Source organism: Kitasatospora sp. NPDC040550 (assembly GCF_055594965.1).
The window spans coordinates 106,874-124,291 of record NZ_JBVIWC010000025.1 but is presented as its reverse complement, the minus strand read 5'-3'; the positions used below and the strand labels follow the sequence as shown (position 1 = coordinate 124,291).

The 17,418-nt window shown below is 72.9% G+C and carries 16 protein-coding genes; 10 read left to right on the top strand and 6 right to left on the bottom strand.

Features of this window, described 5'->3' with window-relative positions; genetic code table 11:
• Nucleotides 1-10: 10 nt before the first annotated feature.
• From ACZ58X_RS30965 to ACZ58X_RS30955, 3 genes are all read left to right on the top strand, one after another.
• Nucleotides 11-202 carry a hypothetical protein gene (locus ACZ58X_RS30965; protein ID WP_360231037.1) on the top strand — a complete coding sequence of 64 codons (192 nt, stop codon included), beginning with the start codon at nt 11-13 and terminating at the stop codon, nt 200-202.
• A 160-nt stretch (nt 203-362) separates the two neighbouring features.
• The gene (locus ACZ58X_RS30960) at nt 363-2,414 is read left to right on the top strand and encodes a thioredoxin domain-containing protein (protein WP_470336879.1); all 2,052 of its coding nucleotides are present in this window, start codon (nt 363-365) and stop codon (nt 2,412-2,414) included.
• A 39-nt stretch (nt 2,415-2,453) separates the two neighbouring features.
• Nucleotides 2,454-3,317: a GNAT family N-acetyltransferase gene (locus ACZ58X_RS30955; RefSeq protein ID WP_470336878.1), complete on the top strand. Its 864-nt coding sequence runs from the start codon at nt 2,454-2,456 to the stop codon at nt 3,315-3,317.
• Between the two features lie 47 nt (nt 3,318-3,364).
• Here the strand turns inward: ACZ58X_RS30955 and ACZ58X_RS30950 are convergent, their stop codons facing one another.
• Entirely contained in the window at nt 3,365-3,730 is a 366-nt protein-coding gene (locus ACZ58X_RS30950; protein WP_470336877.1) for a hypothetical protein, read from the bottom strand.
• Nucleotides 3,731-3,817: 87 nt separating this feature from the next.
• On the opposite strand from ACZ58X_RS30950, the gene ACZ58X_RS30945 reads away from it, so the two are divergent.
• Both ACZ58X_RS30945 and ACZ58X_RS30940 read left to right on the top strand, forming a co-directional pair.
• Nucleotides 3,818-5,488, top strand: coding sequence for an alpha/beta hydrolase (locus tag ACZ58X_RS30945; RefSeq protein WP_470336876.1), 1,671 nt, complete (start codon nt 3,818-3,820; stop codon nt 5,486-5,488).
• Nucleotides 5,489-5,517: 29 nt separating this feature from the next.
• Nucleotides 5,518-6,102 (top strand): hypothetical protein, encoded by a 585-nt coding sequence (locus ACZ58X_RS30940; RefSeq protein ID WP_470336875.1) that lies wholly within the window; start codon nt 5,518-5,520, stop codon nt 6,100-6,102.
• An 11-nt stretch (nt 6,103-6,113) separates the two neighbouring features.
• Here the strand turns inward: ACZ58X_RS30940 and ACZ58X_RS30935 are convergent, their stop codons facing one another.
• Nucleotides 6,114-7,082, bottom strand: coding sequence for a hypothetical protein (locus ACZ58X_RS30935; RefSeq protein WP_470336902.1), 969 nt, complete (start codon nt 7,080-7,082; stop codon nt 6,114-6,116).
• A gap of 214 nt (nt 7,083-7,296) precedes the next feature.
• On the opposite strand from ACZ58X_RS30935, the gene ACZ58X_RS30930 reads away from it, so the two are divergent.
• Nucleotides 7,297-7,977, top strand: coding sequence for a papain-like cysteine protease family protein (locus ACZ58X_RS30930; RefSeq protein ID WP_470336874.1), 681 nt, complete (start codon nt 7,297-7,299; stop codon nt 7,975-7,977).
• Nucleotides 7,978-7,985: 8 nt separating this feature from the next.
• The gene (locus ACZ58X_RS30925; RefSeq protein ID WP_470336873.1) at nt 7,986-8,897 is read left to right on the top strand and encodes a hypothetical protein; all 912 of its coding nucleotides are present in this window, start codon (nt 7,986-7,988) and stop codon (nt 8,895-8,897) included.
• A 51-nt stretch (nt 8,898-8,948) separates the two neighbouring features.
• On the opposite strand, the gene ACZ58X_RS30920 is transcribed toward ACZ58X_RS30925, so the two are convergent.
• Together ACZ58X_RS30920 and ACZ58X_RS30915 are read right to left on the bottom strand one after the other, a co-directional pair.
• Nucleotides 8,949-9,605 carry a TetR/AcrR family transcriptional regulator gene (locus ACZ58X_RS30920; protein ID WP_470336872.1) on the bottom strand — a complete coding sequence of 219 codons (657 nt, stop codon included), beginning with the start codon at nt 9,603-9,605 and terminating at the stop codon, nt 8,949-8,951.
• 8 nt (nt 9,606-9,613) lie between these two features.
• Nucleotides 9,614-11,167 carry an MFS transporter gene (locus ACZ58X_RS30915; RefSeq protein ID WP_470336871.1) on the bottom strand — a complete coding sequence of 518 codons (1,554 nt, stop codon included), beginning with the start codon at nt 11,165-11,167 and terminating at the stop codon, nt 9,614-9,616.
• A gap of 313 nt (nt 11,168-11,480) precedes the next feature.
• On the opposite strand from ACZ58X_RS30915, the gene ACZ58X_RS30910 reads away from it, so the two are divergent.
• Nucleotides 11,481-12,083 (top strand): hypothetical protein, encoded by a 603-nt coding sequence (locus ACZ58X_RS30910; protein WP_470336870.1) that lies wholly within the window; start codon nt 11,481-11,483, stop codon nt 12,081-12,083.
• Here ACZ58X_RS30910 and trhA read toward each other — a convergent pair.
• A complete protein-coding gene (trhA, locus tag ACZ58X_RS30905; RefSeq protein ID WP_470336869.1) occupies nt 12,054-12,746 on the bottom strand; it encodes a PAQR family membrane homeostasis protein TrhA in 693 nt (230 codons plus the stop codon). The genes ACZ58X_RS30910 and trhA overlap by 30 nt on opposite strands.
• 285 nt (nt 12,747-13,031) lie before the next feature.
• Between trhA and ACZ58X_RS30900 the strand changes: the two genes are divergently transcribed.
• Entirely contained in the window at nt 13,032-14,858 is a 1,827-nt protein-coding gene (locus ACZ58X_RS30900; protein WP_470336868.1) for a phosphoenolpyruvate carboxykinase (GTP), read from the top strand.
• A 203-nt stretch (nt 14,859-15,061) separates the two neighbouring features.
• Here ACZ58X_RS30900 and ACZ58X_RS30895 read toward each other — a convergent pair whose 3' ends face one another.
• Nucleotides 15,062-16,276, bottom strand: coding sequence for a pyridoxal phosphate-dependent aminotransferase (locus ACZ58X_RS30895; protein ID WP_470336867.1), 1,215 nt, complete (start codon nt 16,274-16,276; stop codon nt 15,062-15,064).
• 340 nt (nt 16,277-16,616) lie between these two features.
• On the opposite strand from ACZ58X_RS30895, the gene ACZ58X_RS30890 reads away from it, so the two are divergent.
• Complete coding sequence (locus ACZ58X_RS30890; RefSeq protein ID WP_470336866.1) at nt 16,617-17,333, top strand: prepilin peptidase; 717 nt, start codon at nt 16,617-16,619, stop codon at nt 17,331-17,333.
• Nucleotides 17,334-17,418 lie beyond the last annotated feature (85 nt).

Below are 17,418 nucleotides of genomic sequence, written 5' to 3'. Positions count from 1 at the left end.
CCATAGAGATATGAGCGCCCCCGTGAACCTCGTCCACCTCGCCGCTGACCTCGCCGTCGACGACGCCAAGGTCACCCCCGGTCTCCTCGGCTTCGTCGTCTTCGCCGCCCTCGCCGTGGCGACGTGGTTCCTGGCCAAGTCCATGAACCGGCAGTTCAAGAAGGTCGACTTCACGGAGGAGCCGGAGGCCCCCAAGGAGTAGCCCCTCCCGCCCGGGGCCCCACGGCCCCGGGCGAGGGCGCGACGCCCGCCCGCCCGGCGGTCCGCCCCGCCCGACCGGCCGCGCCGGCCCGGCCTCGGGGAGCCGGTCCGACGGGGCGGCCTGACGCCCGCGGGGCCGGTCATGCGGGAGGATGGGCGGCATGCCGAACCGTCTCGCGGACGCGACCTCGCCGTACCTGCTGCAGCACGCCGACAACCCGGTCGACTGGTGGCCCTGGGGGCCGGAGGCCTTCGCGGAGGCCGAGCGGCGGGGGGTGCCGGTGCTGCTGAGCGTCGGGTACGCGGCTTGTCACTGGTGTCATGTGATGGCGCACGAGAGCTTCGAGGACGCGGAGCTCGCCGGGTACCTGAACGAGCGGTTCGTCGCGGTCAAGGTGGACCGGGAGGAGCGGCCGGACGTCGACGCGGTGTACATGGAGGCCGTGCAGGCGGCGACCGGGCAGGGCGGGTGGCCGATGACGGTCTTCCTCACGCCCGGCAAGGAGCCGTTCTACTTCGGGACCTACTTCCCGCCCGCCCCGCGGCACGGCATGCCGTCCTTCCGGCAGGTGCTGGAGGGTGTGGACGCGGCCTGGCGGGACCGGCGGGAGGAGGTCGGCGAGGTCGCCGCGCGGATCCGGGCCGACCTCGCCGAGCGCGCCGCCGTCTACTCGGCCGGCGCCCACCACCCGCCCGCCGACGCCGACCTGCACCAGGCGCTGGTCACCCTCAGCCGGGAGTTCGACCAGACCCGCGGCGGCTTCGGCGGGGCCCCCAAGTTCCCCCCGGCCATGGTGATCGAGTTCCTGCTCCGCCACCACGCCCGGACCGGCTCCGAGGCCGCCCTGGAGATGGCCGTCCGCACCGCCGAGACGATGGCCCGCGGCGGCATCCACGACCAGCTCGGCGGCGGCTTCGCCCGCTACGCCGTGGACGCCGGCTGGGTGGTGCCGCACTTCGAGAAGATGCTGTACGACAACGCCCTGCTGCTGCGCGCCTACCTGCACCTGTGGCGGGCCACCGGCTCCGCGCTCGCCCGCCGGGTCGCGCTGTCCACGGCCGACTTCCTGCTGCGCGAACTCCGTACCCCCGAAGGCGCGTTCGCGTCCGCGCTGGACGCCGACAGCCTCGACGAGGAGACCGGCTCCACCGCCGAGGGCGCCTACTACGTGTGGGAGCCCGGCCAGTTGGTCGACCTGCTCGGCCCGGCCGACGCGGCCACCGCCGCCCGGCTGTTCACCGTCACCGCCGACGGCACCTTCGAGCACGGCACCTCCGTGCTCCAACTCCTCACCGACCCGGCGGACTTCGCCGAGTACGAGGAGATCCGGCAGCGGATGCTCCAGGCCCGGGCGGCCCGGCCCGCACCCGCCCGCGACGACAAGGTGGTCGCCGCCTGGAACGGCCTCGCCATCGCCGCCCTCGCCGAGACCGGCGCCCTGCTGGAGCGCCCCGACCTCGTCGAGGCCGCCGAACGCGCCGCCGACCTGCTGCTCGCCGTCCACCTCACCTCCGACGGCCGGCTGCTGCGCACCTCCCGGGACGGCCGCCCCGGCAGCAACGCCGGCGTCCTGGAGGACTACGCCGACACCGCCGAGGGCTTCCTCGCCCTCTACGCCGTCACCGGCGAGGCGGAATGGCTCCAACTGGCGGGCGGCCTGCTCGACACCGTGCTCAAGCACTTCACCGACGAGGCCTCCGGCGCCCTCTACGACACCGCCGACGACGCCGAGGAACTCATCCGCCGCCCCCAGGACCCGACCGACAACGCCACCCCCTCCGGCTGGACCGCCGCCGCCGGGGCCCTCCTCGGCTACGCCGCGTACACCGGCTCCGAGCGCCATCGCACCGCCGCCGAGCGCGCCCTCGGCATCGTCGGCGCCCTGGCCGGCCGGGCCCCCCGGTTCATCGGCTGGGGCCTCGCCGTCGCCGAGGCCCTGCTCGACGGGCCCCGCGAGGTCGCCGTCGTCGGCCCGGCCGACCACCCGGCCACCGCGGCACTGCGCCGGGCCGCCCTGCTCGGGACCGCCCCCGGGGCGGTGGTGGCGGTGGGTACGCCGGGGCAGAGCGAGGTGCCGCTGCTGGCCGACCGCCCGCTGGTCGGCGGGGCGCCCGCGGCGTACGTCTGCCGGCACTTCGCCTGCGAGGTGCCCACCACCGATCCGGCCGTGCTCGGCGAACGGCTCGGCGCCGTTGCGATCGTGGGCGGATAACCGTTGGCGCGCGGGCGTCGAGCGGGGCGAGGATGGGCCATGACCTGGACGCTCAGCACCTCGCTCGACGACTTCCGCCGCCACGCGGGCGACTTCCTGGCCGCCCACCCGGCCGAGAACACCGTCCTGCTCACCATCGCCCACCGGCTCGCCGGATCCGGCCTCGACGCCTTCGGGGACCAGCCGCCGGTCTTCGGCTGGTGGCAGGCCGCACCGGGCGGACCGGTCGAAGGCGCCTTCCTGCAGACCCCGCCGTTCGCCCCCAGGCTCTCCGCCATGACCCCCGCCCGGGCCGCCGAGCTGGCGCTCCGACTGGCCGAGGCCGGCCCCGGGTTCACCGAGGTCGCCGGAGTCGGTGGCGGGGCCGAGCCGGTCCGCGCCTTCGCCGAAGCCTGGACGGCCGCCACCGGCACCGAACAGTCCGTCCGGGTCGAGGAGCGGCTCTACCGGCTCGGCCGGCTCACCGACCCGCCGCGCCCGCCCGCCGGCCGGCCCCGGCTCGCCGGACCGGCCGACCGGGAACTGGCCATCCGCTGGTACGAAGAGTTCCTGAACGAAGTCCAGACCACCCCTTCCGACGTGGCCCGGGCCGTGGACGACAAGCTGGCCTCCGGCGGCCTCCACCTCTGGGAGGACGCGGGCACCCCCGTCGCCCTGGCCGGCGCCAGCCCCGTGCTCGCCGGCATGTCCCGCATCGGCCCGGTCTACACCCCCGCCGACCGCCGCGGCCGCGGCTACGCCAGCGCGGTCACCGCGGCCGCCTCCGCCCACGTGCTCGGCCTGGGCGCGGAGGAGGTGCTGCTCTACACCGACCTCGCCAACCCGACCAGCAACTCGATCTACCAGCAGATCGGCTACCGGCCGGTGGAGGACTGCCTGGTGGTGGACTTCCGGACGCCGTAACGGGGTTACGCGTCACGTGGCGTGCGGAAGGCGGCATCCGGAATGCGTCACGCGTCCCGGGTCAGGTGGACGCCGGCCACCCCGAGCACCTTCGTCCCGAAGGGGTCGTGGGCCGCCGTCGCGGTCGGCGGCGGCAGGTGATCGGCGTTCTGATAGTCGTGCGCGCAGGTGATCAGGTGACCCCCGGCGGTCTTCATGTCGGCGGCGAGCCCGTCCAGCAACGTCTTCCACGCGCCGCCGCACCCCGTCAGCGCCGCCCCGCTCTGCCACCCGGCCAGGCTCCCGGCGGCCGTGGCGCTCGGCTCCGCGAGCTTCGCCGTCTCCTCGGGGACCTTGCCGGCGACCGTCAGCGCGTTGTTCCCGGCGGCGGTCAACTCGCCTGGTTTGACGGTGAATCCCGGGTCCTGTCCCATCGGTTCCCCCTGACATCCGTGTCGGCCGCGGACGTTATGGTAGCTGTGGGTGCTGTGGGGGGCACAGGGCGCAAAGGGGGTGCGGGGATGGACATCGCAAGCCTGCGGAACGCCAAACCGGCGGACCTGTACACGGCGGCGGGGGCGTACGACACGCTGTGCACGGCCATGGCGCAACACGCCACGGACTGGAAGAGCGGGACCGCCGACCGGGCCCACGGCTCCCAGTGGTCGGGACCGGCGGCCGACGCCGCGATGCCGGTGCTCGACGGCTTCACCGGCAAGATGCGTGCGGCGGTGACGGAGCTCGGCCTGATCGGCAAGGAGATCCGCGACTGCGCCGATGCCATGACAATGGCCCAAGGCAGGCTCGTCAAGGCGCTGTCGGACGCACAGGCGAAGGGCTTCACGGTCAGCGACGCCGGCGCCGTGAGCTGGCCCGCGTCGACCAACCCGTACCAGGCGCCGGACTGGGAGGCCAAGCAGAAGTCGGCCGCCGACGGGATCAGCAAGCAGATCGCCAAGGCGCTGGCCGACGCGGCCGAGGCCGACGACGCCCTGACCGCCGGGCTCAACAGGTTCGCCGGGCATGCCAAGGACAAGTCGGGCCTGGACGAGAAGACGGCCGGCGCCGACGCGTACATGGAACAGTTCGGCGATGCGTCCAACCCGGAGTGGCGGCGGAGCATGCCCCTCAAGGGCGCGCCCGCCACCGAGGTCAACTTCTGGTGGAAGGGGCTCGATCCGCAGGGCCAGCAGTGGTTCCTCAGCCACCACCCGGAGGTGCTCGGGAATCTGGACGGCATTCCGGCGGAGGTGCGGGACAGGGTGAACCGCGACCAACTGGACAACCTGATGAGGAACATCAGGGACAAGAAGCCGGGGGAACTGAACTCCAGCGAGAAGAAGTATCTCGCGCTCTACGGGCCCATCGACAAGCGCCTCTCGGAGCACACCGGGGAGCCGCCGATCTACTTGCTCGGTCTCGGAAGTGAGGGCCAAGGGCGGGCGATCCTCTCCTACGGCAACCCCGACACCGCCACCGACATCTCCGCCTACGTTCCGGGGATCACCACCACCATGGCGAGCCTCGGGCCCGGGGAGAACGACGGGACCAACGAGGCGGAGAACGGTCTGAACCTCTACCGCGCCGCGAGCGGCAAGGCCCCGGCCGGCCACTCCGTCGCCTCGGTGGTCTGGCTCGGTTACGACTCGCCGGGGATGGACCTCGGCGCCGCGTCGACGAAGGCGGGCAAGGACGGCGCCCCGGCGTACGCGAGCTTCCTGAGCGGGGTGCGGGCGAGCCACGAGGGCACCCAGCCCCCGCACGTCACCGCGGTCGGGCACAGCTACGGGTCCTACCTGGTCGGCCAGGCCACCAAGCTCGCCACCCAGCCGGGGTCGCACTACGCGCCGCCGGACGACGTGGTCTTCATCGGCAGCCCGGGTGTCGGCGTGGACAAGGCCGCTGACCTCAGGATGCCCGCCGGCCACGTCTGGGTCGGCGCTGCTGACAACGACGTCGTCACGCACGCCCCGTCGAAGTTCAGCCTCGACCCGGACGAGCGCTGGTACGGCAGGGATCCGTCCAGCAAGCACTTCGGTGCGAACCGCTTCACGGTCGACGACTGGAGCCGTGGCAACCCCATCGACGCGCACACCAAGTACCTGAACGGGCGGGGCGGGCCCTCGCTGGACAACATCGCGGCCGTCGTCACGGGCAGCGGGGGCGTCAAACTGCAGGGTCAACGCGGGTGAAGCGGCCGCGGCGCGTACTGGGCTGTTCCGTGGCGGCGACGGTCCTCCTGGCCACCGGGGTGGGGCTGTTCCACAACGGGTACGGTCCGATGGCCCTGATGGACCGGGGCGCCGACCTGCTGAGCCCGAGTGAGGCGAAGGCGCGACTCGACGAGACCCTGCGGGCGGCCATGACAGCGATCACCCCGCCGCTGTCCTACTCCGGCGGCTTCTACGTCGTGGACCGACGTCAGGAGCACGCCGACGGCGAGCCTAGCCTGCGCTCCGATGTCCACGAAGTGGCGTCGGTCCGGACGAAGGTGGCGCCTTCGAAGGTCCCGGTGCTGCTGGACGGGATGGCGCGGTTCTGGGGCGGGGAATGCCGGCGGTCCGACACCACCACGGGCAGCCAGGCGACGCAGTACGCCCAGCTCCACTGCTCCGGGCGCGGGGACACCCTGTTCACGATCTCGGTGACCACCGCGGCCGATTCGGCCGTGACGGTGGCCCTGAGCGCAGATGCCTTCGGGGTGCACTACCAGCCCGAGAAGGACTACGGTGCCCCTCCGATCGGCGAGCGACGGACCGGCCAGGCTCCCGCCCCCGACCTCGACGATGCGTACTGGTCGCACTGATCGCCTCCGCCTCACTCCCAGTCCCACCGGATGCCCAGGATGCACGGCCGGATCGCCGTGGCGACCAGGTGGACGCAGTGGTGGCCGTCGAGGGTGAGTTCCTCGGTCTCGTAGGGGGGTGTGCCGGGGGAGTGGAGGGCGATGCGGTGGCAGCGGACGGGGAGGGCGGCGGGGTGGAAGGTGATCTGGAGGACGTACTGGCCGGCGCCGGAGTTGAAGCCGCGGACGTATTCGCAGCTGGGGGTGGGGGAGGGGGCGTCGTCGAAGCCGTAGCCGAGGAGGTGGGTGTCGCCGGCGCGCAGGCGGCGGTCGAGGAGGAGTTCGGCGGCGAGGAGGTGGTGGGCCTGGTCGCGGCGGATGCGGCCGGGGCGGCAGTTCTCCTCGGCGCGGACGCCGACGAGGGCGGTGTCGCTGCCGGGGTCGCCCTGGTGGAGGGCGAGGTAGCGGTCGATGCCGTCGCGGTGGGCGCGCAGGGCGTGTTGGGAGTCGCGGCGGGTGAGTTGGCGGTCGGGGCCGACGCGGATGCGTTCGATGTGGGTGATGGTGTGCAGGCCGGTGTCGCGGGGGCCGGCGAGGGTGGCGAGCAGGCCGTCGACGGCGGTGGGTGGGGAGATCAGGTCGCGGTAGGGGCGGACGGGGGGTCCGGCGGCCGGGGCGGTGCGGCGGGGGCCGAGGAGCCGGGTGAGGGAGTGTTCGGGGAGGTCGAGGACGTTTTCGAGGGCGGCGACGGCGCGCAGTGATTCGGGGCGTTCGGGCCGGCGTCGTCCTTGTTGCCAGTAACTGAGGCTGGTGAGGCCGACGTTGACGCCGCGCAGGGCGAGGTGGCGGCGGATGCGGTGCAGGGCGAGGCCGCGGGTGGCGATGGCGGTGCGCAGGGCGAGGTGGAACGGGCCGGTGCGCAGGGCGGCGGCGAGGTCGGCTGGGTCGCTTCGGTGGATGGCGGCCTCCTGGCGGGCGCGGACCGGGTTTTGACCGTGAATATTCACATCCGTGCGGCGGTTTGTCACCGGTCCGGGCAGCTCGCGCCGGGGTTTTCCGGCTGCCGTTCACATCCGCGCGGGCCCGTTCACACCGCGGTCGGGGCCCGTCCGGGGCCGTTGACCGGGCCCGGAGTGCGGCGCGATGCTCGGGGCGCGATCCGGACCGCGCCCCCACACAGCACCTCGCTCCACTCGTGCAAGGAGGCATTCCCCCATGCCAGTTCCACGGATACGGCTGCGCCGCGCGGTCTCGCTGCTGGCCCTGGGCGTGTTGGGCCCGGCGCTGACCGCCGCGGTGAGCACCCCGGCGGCGGCCACCCCCACGGCCGCCCCCGCCCCCGCCCCTGCCCTCCAGCGGGCCGCGCACCAGGTCCGCCCGGCGGCGGCACCCGGCAGCACGGCCGATCTGGCCGGCACGTTCAAGAAGCTCAACATCACCATGCAGCAGCAACAGCAGACCAACTGGTGCTGGGCGGCGAGCGGGAACACCATCGCCACCTGGTTCGGCTACAACTACAGCCAGAACCAGTTCTGCAACGCCGCGTTCGGCCGCTCGGTCGACTCCAGCTGCCCGAACAGCCAGGCCTCGCTGGCCGACGTGCAGAACGGGCTGGACTGGGTCGGCATCAACCCGGGTTCGTACGTCACCGGGTACCTGCGCTACAACACCGTGCAGTCCGAGGTGGACGCCAACCGTCCGATCGAGACGCGCATCCAGTGGAGCTCGGGCGGCGGGCACATGCACGTCCTGTACGGGTACGACACGGGCAACAACTGGGTCTACTGGGGCGACCCGTGGCCGTCCAACTACCGCTACAACTGGGCGGACTACTGGTACTACGTGAACAACAACACGTTCTCCTGGACCCACTCCCTGTACCGGATCGGCGCGTGAGGACGACCATGACCGAGCTCAGTACGGCCCGCCGGGCCGCCGTCACCGTCCTGCTTGCCGCCGGCCTCGCGCTGGCGCTCGCCCCGGCCGCGCAGGCCGACGCACCGGGCGCACCCGGCGCCCCCGCACCGGGCGCACCCGGCGCCCCCGCACCGGTGCCCGCCGCCGACCTGGCCGGGGCGCGTAGCGCCGTCCAGGACCCCGCGGTGCTCGACAAGGTGGGCCACTTCTTCGCCCGCAAGGGCGTCCCGCCGACACAGCAACTGACCATCGGTGCCGCCGAGGAGGCGAAGGCGGCGAGCGACGCGGCGCCCCGCCTGGCCGGGGACACCGTGCCGGTCTACACCCTGGACGCCGGTTTCGTGTCCGGAACCCCGGGCGCACCGGTGGCGAAGGCCGAGTTCACGGCGAGCAAGGTGGTCGCGGCGGACGGGCAGACCGCCTCGGTCTGGACGGTCCGCCAGGGCGACTCCTGGCGGGTCGTCAACATCGCCTCCGGCGGCGACGAGAGCGACTACGCGGCGAAGGCGGCCGGCAGCGGCGGCGGTACGGCCTTCCGGGAGCCGCAGGTCAACGCCTGGTACGTGCTGCGGGACGGCCGGGTGCTGCCGCTGGACGACGAGGCCCGGCGCTCGGTGGGCGCGGGCGGGGTGTCGCTGGCCGGGTACCAGCAGCTGGTGCACCAGCGGTACGGGGACAAGCTGCCCGGTTCGGCGTACGACCGGGAGGGCAAGGGCGGCGGCTACGAGGTGAACGCCGCCGGGGCGGCTGCGTCCGAGGCCGCCCCGGCCGCGGCATCCGTGGCATCCGGGGAGGCCGGCGGCTCGGGGCTGCCGGCCGTGACGGCGGCCGCCGCGCTCGGCGCCACCGCGCTGGTGGGTGCCGGTGCGGTCCTGCGGCGCAGGCGGGGCAACCGCTGAGACCGCGACGGGGCCCGGCTCTTCACCGAGCCGGGCCCCGTCACCGTGCGCTCACACCCCGGCGAAGCCGCTCTCCAGCAGGGCGAAGGTGCGGTCGACCAGGTCGGCGATCTCCTCCCGGCCGTCCTGTGCGGCCCACTGGAGCACGGCCTCGACGGTGGCGGCGCCGATGGCGGCGGCCGTGACCCGCATCTCGTACGTGGGGTGCTCGACGCCCGCCCGCCGGGCGAGGACGGAGAGGTACAGCTCGTGCGGGCTGTTGCCGGTCCGGAACAGTCCGGCGCGCAGCGCGGGGACTTCGGTGACCAGCCGCATCCGGGTCAGCAGTTCCTGGCGCTCGTGCTGGAGCAGGGCGCGGATCAGGCCGATGAGGGCCTCCCGGCAGGACCGCAGGAAGGGTTCGTCGGCGGGCCGGGCGAGCAGGGCGGCGATGATCGCCGGGTCGTACTCGTCGGTCAGGACGAGGTCCTCCTTGGTGGCGAAGTACCGGAAGAGGGTGGAGGGGGAGATCTCGGCGGCGGCGGCGATCTGCTCGACCGTGGTGTTCTCGTAGCCCTGCTCGGCGAACAGGCGGTACGCCTCGCGGCGCACGGTCTGCCGGGTCTTCAACTTCTTCCGCTCGCGCAGCGACAGCGGCGCCTCCAGCAGGGCCTGGACCGGGTTGGTCGGGGCGTCCGGGAGGGCCGCGGTCGGCTGCTCGGTCTTCATGGCCCCGATTATCGGTGATCGCCGGTGGCGGTGGCGGTGGCGCTGGCGGCGGCGGGTTCGGACCGGTCGGCGGGGGTGCCCCGGGTGGATTCCCCGGACGGCATCCGGGCCGCGACCAGGACCGCCGAGAACGCCGCGACCAGCCCGGCGACCAGCAGTACGAGTCCCATCCCGTGCACGTACGCCACGTGTGCCGCGGCGCCGAGCGCCGGCCGCCCGGTCTCCCGGGCGACGGTGTCGGCGGCGACCACCGACGTCCCGGCCCGGTGCGCCGCCTCGGCGGGGAGTCCGCCGGTGTCCAGCGCGCCCCGGTAGGACCCGGCCAGCAGGCTGCCGAAGGCGGCGATCCCGATCGCGCCGCCGACCTGCCGCAGGGTCTGGAGCAGTCCGGAGCCGACGCCGGCCCGGGCGGGCGGCAGGGTGATCAGGGCGGAGCCCTGGGCGGTGATCAGGGCCAGGCCCATGCCGAGACCGAGGACGGTGAGCCAGAGCGCGGCCCGCCCGTACCCGTCGGCGCCGCCGGTGCGGCTGCCGAACAGCAGGGCGGCGGCGAGCAGGGCCAGGCCGAGGGTGATCACGGTGCGGGCGCCGAACCGCGTCACTAGCCGTTCGCTGAGCCGGGCGGCGACGAGCAGGCCGAGCATCATCGGCATCAACCGCAGTCCGGAGCCGAGGGCGTCGGTGCCGAGCACGCTCTGGAAGTAGAGCGGCAGGACGAAGAAGGCGCCGAACAGGACGAGCGAGATCAGGGTGGCGGCGACCGAGGACCAGCGGAAGGTCGGGTCGGCGAGCAGGGTGAGGTCGAGCATCGGGTCGGCGCGGTGGCGGCTGCGCAGCACCAGGGCGGTGAGCAGCACCACCGAGCCGGTCAGGGTGGTGAGCACCAGGAGGTCGGCCCAGCCGCGGTCGGAGCCCTCGATGATGCCGTAGGTGAGCGCGCCGAGCCCGGTGGCGGCGAGGACGGTGCCGGGCAGGTCGATCCGGGGTGCGGCGGGGTTGCGGGTCTCGGGCAGCAGCAGGAGGCAGGCGCCCATGCCGAGCAGGGTGAGCGGGATGTTGACGGCGAAGATCGAGCCCCACCAGAAGTGCTGGAGCAGCAGGCCGCCGATCAGCGGCCCGAGCGGGGCGCCGCCGGCGATCGCGGCGGAGAGGATCGCGGTGGCCCGGCGGCGTTCGCCGGTCGGGAAGATCCCGGGGATGACCGCCAGCGACATCGGCATGACGAGGGCGGCGGCCAGGCCCATCGCGGCGCGGGCGGCGATCAGGGTGCCGGGCGAGTCGGTGAGCATGCCGACGGCGGAGGCGAGTCCGAACAGGGCGAGGCCGACGGTGAGCGTGCGGCGGCGGCCGTATCGGTCGCCGAGCAGGCCGGCCGGGAGCATCACGGCGGCGAAGACCACGGTGTAGGCGTCGACGATCCACTGCTGCTGCCCGGTGGTGGCCCGTAACTGGGAGGCCAGGGTGGGCAGGGCGACGTTGAGGATCGTCATGTCGAAGCTGATCACCAGGACGCTCAGGGCGACGGCGACCAGGGCGAGCCAGCGGCGCGGGTCGGCGGGCACGGCGACCTCCAGGGGGTGCGATGCGAGAAAGCTTCTGTCAAATGACAGTAACTCTCAAAAGAAGTCGACCGTCAATTCGATAGTGCTGTGACGATTCGATGACTCTGTGTGGTGTGTCCTGGAAGTGCTGCTTCCGCACAAGGAATTGACGCAACGTTGATCTGTCGTTCGCCGCCTCGGGGCGGCTCCGGGTGACTGTCGGTAGATACCATGTGGCAATCGGTCAGTGCTGGCCGGACGCGTGCCGAGAGCGGAGAAGGGGTGGGGCGGCAGGAGCCGACCACGAGCCCGGCGCCGGGAAAGGGGAGCCGAAGTGGCCGACAGTGACGACAGGCAGGCGCGGGCCCAGGCGTGGGGCGCGGCCGTGGTGGTGGGTTCCGCGTTGGCCGTGGTCGCGGCCTACCTGGTCAGCGGGGCGCCACTGGTGCTCGTGGTCGCCGGGATCGAGACGCTGCTGGTCATGGTGTACGTCGGCCGCCGCTGGCAGGCGACGCACCGGCGGCCGTCCCGGGCCGGGCACCGGCCGCGGCGCGGCATCCCGGACGCCGCCCACTGCGAGCGCTGCCGCCGGGCCCGGGAGGCGCTGGACGAGCGGCAGACCCGCGGCCGGGCCGGGGCGGAGCTGCCGGAGTCCGTGGCGGCGGCGCGCTCCCCGCAGTCACGCTCGCGGGCAGAGCGGGCAGGGCGGGCGCAGCAGGAGCGGCAGGCGCAGTCGCAGCACTCGGTCGACCCGCGGCCGGAGTCGGAGGCGGAGCCGGGTGCCGCCGACCATCCGCCGTACCCGCGCCGCCCGCAGGGCCGGGCCGGGTACGAGCGGCCCTGGACGGCCGAACGGGCGGCCACCCGGTCCACGGACCGGACGACCGCCCGTCGGGGTGCGCCGGGTTCAGCCGGCCGCGCTGTACGCCACCAGTGAGACGCCGACGTACTGCACGATGAAGGCTCCGAGGGTGAAGGCGTGGAACACCTCGTGGAAGCCGAACCAGCGCGGTGAGGGGTTGGGCCGCTTGAGCCCGTACACCACGCCGCCGATGCTGTAGAGCACCCCGCCGACGATCATCAGCACCAGGACGGCGACCCCGCCGGTGCGCAGGAAGTCCGGCAGGAAGAAGGCGGCGGCCCAGCCCAGCGCGATGTACACGGGGGTGTACAGCCAGCGCGGCGCGCCGACCCAGAACACCCGGAAGGCGATCCCGGCGAGCGCCCCGCCCCAGGCGACCCAGAGCAGTATCTGCTGGTCGGCGCCGTTGAGCAGCAGGATCGTGAACGGCGTGTAGGTGCCCGCGATGATCAGGAAGATGTTCGCGTGGTCCAGTCGCCGGAGCACGGCGTCCCCGCGCGGGCCCCAGTCGAAGCGGTGGTAGACCGCGCTGACGCCGAACAGCAGCCAGGCGCTGACCGAGTAGACCGCGCAGGCGATCTTGGCCGGCGTGGAGTCGGCCAGGCAGATCAGCACGATCCCGGCGGCGACGGTGGCGGGGAACATCCCGGCGTGCAGCCAGCCGCGCCACTTCGGCTTGTCCTCCCGGCTCTCGGCCGGGCCCTCCCCAGTGCTCTCCGCGAGCGCAGCAGCAGTCATGGGCAGCATGCTACCTGCTACCTACGGCACCGTAGGTTACTGGCGCGTAAGGAAGTGGTGCTCATCACTCTTGGACGTTTTGGAGCAATCGGAGTGTGGCGCCGCGCACTCCGGCCCGGACGTGAACGGCTGGCTACTGGCCAGTAATCATACTTACTGTAGTAAAAGATGCGTCAATTTCGCCGCAGTGCCGCGTTGGAGGCCAGGAGCCGGGTCTACGCTGCAAGCACCCTCAGACCCCCGCTACGCCGTCTCCCCGCCGGGACGGCGTGAAACGGAGCGATCGTGTCGTACGAGATCTCTGCTCTCAGCGCATCCGCGCCCACCCGCCACAAGCAGCTGCTCGCTTGGGTGAGCGAGATCGCCGAGCTCACTCAGCCGGACCGCATCGAGTGGTGCGACGGTTCCGACGAGGAGTACCAGCGCCTCGCGGACCTGCTGGTGGCTCAGGGCACCTTCAAGAAGCTGAACGAGGAGAAGCGCCCCAACTCCTACTACGCCGCCTCGGACCCGTCCGACGTCGCGCGCGTGGAGGACCGCACCTTCATCTGTTCCGAGCAGGAGAAGGACGCCGGACCGACCAACCACTGGAAGGCCCCCGCCGAGATGCGCGAGGTCTTCCAGGGTGAGCAGGGCCTGTTCCGCGGCGCGATGAAGGGCCGCACGATGTACGTCGTGCCCTTCTCGATGGGCCCGGTCGGTTCCCCGCTGGCCGCGTACGGCGTCGAGATCACCGACTCCGCCTACGTCGCGGTGTCGATGCGCGTGATGACCCGCATGGGCAAGGCCGTGCTCGAGCAGCTCGGCGAGGACGGGGACTTCGTCAAGGCCGTGCACACCGTCGGTGCCCCGCTCGCCGAGGGCGAGGCGGACGTGCCGTGGCCGTGCAACAGCACCAAGTACATCTCGCACTTCCCGGAGACCAAGGAGATCTGGTCCTTCGGCTCGGGCTACGGCGGCAACGCCCTGCTCGGCAAGAAGTGCTACGCGCTGCGCATCGCCTCGACCATGGCCCGCGACGAGGGCTGGCTGGCCGAGCACATGCTCATCCTCAAGCTCACCCCGCCGTCCGGTGAGGTCAAGTACGTCGCGGCCGCCTTCCCGTCGGCCTGCGGCAAGACCAACCTGGCCATGCTCCAGCCGACCATCCCGGGCTGGAAGGTCGAGACCATCGGCGACGACATCGCCTGGATGCGCTTCGGCGCGGACGGCCGCCTCTACGCGATCAACCCCGAGGCCGGCTTCTTCGGCGTCGCCCCCGGCACCGGCGTGGACACCAACGCCAACGCCATCGACACCCTCTGGGGCAACACCGTCTTCACCAACGTCGCCCTCACCGACGACGGCGACGTGTGGTGGGAGGGCCTGACCGAGGAGCCCCCGGCGCACCTCACCGACTGGCGCGGCAACGACTGGACCCCCGAGTCCGGCACCCCCGCCGCCCACCCGAACGCCCGCTTCGCCGTGCCGGCCGCGCAGTGCCCGACCATCGCCCCCGAGTGGGAGGACCAGGCGGGCGTGCCGATCTCGGCGATCCTGTTCGGCGGCCGCCGGGCCACCGCCGTCCCGCTGGTCACCGAGTCCTTCGACTGGCAGCACGGCGTGTTCCTGGGCGCCAACATCGCCTCCGAGAAGACCGCCGCCGCCGAGGGCACCGTCGGCGAGCTGCGCCGCGACCCGTTCGCGATGCTGCCGTTCTGCGGCTACAACATGGGCGACTACTTCGCCCACTGGCTGAAGGTCGGCGCCCAGGCGGACGCCGCCAAGCTGCCGAAGATCTACTACGTCAACTGGTTCCGCAAGAACGCCGAGGGCAAGTTCGTCTGGCCCGGCTACGGCGAGAACAGCCGCGTGCTCAAGTGGATCGTCGAGCGCCTGGAGGGCACCGCCGACGGCGTCGAGACCCCGATCGGCGTGCTGCCGAAGGTCGAGGGCTTCGACCTGGGTGACCTCAAGCTGTCCGAGGAGGACCTCGACCTGCTCTTCACCGTGGACGCCGACATCTGGCGCCAGGAGGCCGCGCTGGTGCCGGCCCACCTGGAGCTGTTCGGCGACCACACCCCGAAGGAGCTGTGGGACGAGTACCGGAGCCTGGTCGCGCGCCTCGGCTGAGCCTGAGCCTCAGCCGAGCGAGAGGTCGGCGTGCGGCACGAACCGCGCGCCGACCGAGTGACGGGACGGCCGGAGTTCCGCCGGGTGGTCTTTCCCCGACCAAGGAGACCACCAGGGCCGGGACTCCGGCCGTAGTGTTTCGCCCGCGAAGGAGCGCCCCCCGGCCTTCCTCCCGCGAAGGAGCGCCCCTCCGGCGGGAGGGGTCAGGGCTGGGTGTAGCCGCTGAGGAAGTCGCCGATCCTGGTCACCGCGTCGGTGATCTCCTCCGGTCGCGGCAGCGTGACCAGCCGGAAGTGGTCCGGCTCGGGCCAGTTGAAGCCGGTGCCCTGGACCAGCAGGATGCGCTGGGACCGCAGCAGGTCCAGCACCATCTGGGCGTCGTCCTTGATCTTGTAGACCTTCGGGTCCAGCCGGGGGAAGGCGTACAGCGCGCCCTTCGGCTTGACGCAGCTCACGCCGGGGATCTGGTTGAGCAGCTCGTACGCGGCGTCGCGGGAGGCGAGCAGCCGGCCGCCGGGCAGCACCAGGTCCTTGATCGACTGCCGTCCGCCGAGCGCGGCGGCCACCGCGTGCTGGGCCGGCATGTTGGCGCACAGCCGCATCGAGGCGAGTACGGTCAGGCCCTCGACGTAGCTGTGGGCGCGCTGCCGGTCGCCGGAGAGCACCATCCAGCCGGAGCGGAAGCCCGCGACCCGGTACGCCTTGGACAGTCCGTTGAAGGTGACGCAGAAGAGGTCCGGGGCCAGGGTGGCCAGCGGGACGTGCTCGGCGTCGTCGTAGAGGATCTTGTCGTAGATCTCGTCCGCGTAGACCACCAGCTGGTGCCGGCGGGCGATCTCGGCGATGCCCTCCAGCACCTCGCGCGGGTAGACCGCGCCGGTCGGGTTGTTCGGGTTGATCACCACGATGGCCCTGGTCCGGTCGGTGACCTTGGCCTCGATGTCGGCGAGGTCCGGATACCACTCTGACTGCTCGTCGCAGCGGTAGTGCACCGCGGTGCCGCCGGCCAGTGAGACCGAGGCCGTCCACAGCGGGTAGTCCGGCGCGGGGACGAGCACCTCGTCGCCGTCGTCCAGCAGCGCGGTCATGGCGAGCTGGATCAGCTCGGAGACGCCGTTGCCGAGGAAGACGTCGTCCACCGAGAGCCCGTGCAGGCCGCGGTCCTCGTAGTGCATCACCACGGCGCGGCGGGCCGAGAGCAGGCCCTTGGAGTCGCCGTACCCGTGCGCGTTCGCGAGGTTGCGCAGGATGTCCTGGAGAATCTCCGGGGGCGCCTCGAAGCCGAAGGTGGCCGGGTTACCGGTGTTGAGCTTGAGGATGCGGTGGCCCTGTTCCTCCAGCCGCATCGCCTCGTCGAGCACCGGGCCGCGGATGTCGTAGCAGACGTTGGCGAGCTTGCTGGACTGGATGACCTGCATGCCTGCCTACTTTAGGGGCACGCCGGGGCCCGGTGCGGGGTGTCCGGGGAGACGGCTCGCCGAGCCCGGAAGGGCCTCCTTGGATCGCCAGGCGGGGGTCTCGAACGGCCTTCCAAATTGCTGCCCGGATGTCCGGAATGCTCGCGTATGCGAGGAACGCCGTCGATCTCTGCGGCGGATTCTCCACCGGAACGAGACGGACGGCACACCGGCCGTCCGTCCCGGGCGGGAAGATGGGGCCGGTCGGTCGACGGGAGAAGTCGACAGGGAGAAGCCGGCGGGGAGAAGTCAGCGGCAGACGCCGGTGGGAAGAAGTCGACAAGGACAAGGGGGAGTGCCGGTGGTGACGGTCGTGGCCGGGGCGGTGCTGGTCGCCCTCCTGCTGGCTCCCGCGTTGCGCGCGCTGGTCGCCCGCTTCGCCGTGCCCGAGGGCGAACCCTGGTGCGAGGCCTGCCCGTTGTGCGGGCGCCCGGTGGGGCGGCTGCTGCCGCCGACCGGGCGCTGCCCGGGCTGCCGGGGGCGGCTGGGAGCCGGCCCGGGGACGGTGGAGGCGGTCGCCGCGGCGGTCGCGGTCGCGGTCGGGTACGCGGCGGACGGCCCGCAGGCGGCGGCGCTCGCCTGGGCGGGCGCGTTCGGGGTGGCGCTCGGCTTCACCGACGCCCGGGTGCGCCGGCTGCCGTACCGGCTGACCGTGCCGCTGCTGGCCGGGGTGGCCGTGCTGCTGGCGGTGGCGGCGCTGGCCGAGGGGCGTCCGGGGGTGCTGCTGCGCTGCCTGCTGGTCGCGCTGGCGGTCGGCGCGCTGCTCGAAGTGGCCGTCCAGATCGGCGCCTTGGGCCCCGGGGACTCGCCGCTCGGGCTCGCCCTGGGCGGGCTGCTGGGCTGGTACGGCTGGTGGGTCGCGATCGGCGGGCTGGTCGCCGCGGTGGTGCTCGCCGGCCTGTGGGGCACCCTGCGGGTCGCCGCCCTGCTGGCTCGCCGGCGCCCGTGGCGCGGACTGGAGGTCCCGGTCGGCCCCTTCCTGCTGCTCGGGGCGCTCACCGCGGTGCTGGCGCGGTAGCGGGGGGGGGGGGGGGGGGGGGGGGGGGGGGGGGGGGGGGGGGGGAGGGGGGGGGGGAGGGGGGGGAAACGGAGAAGGTAAGGGG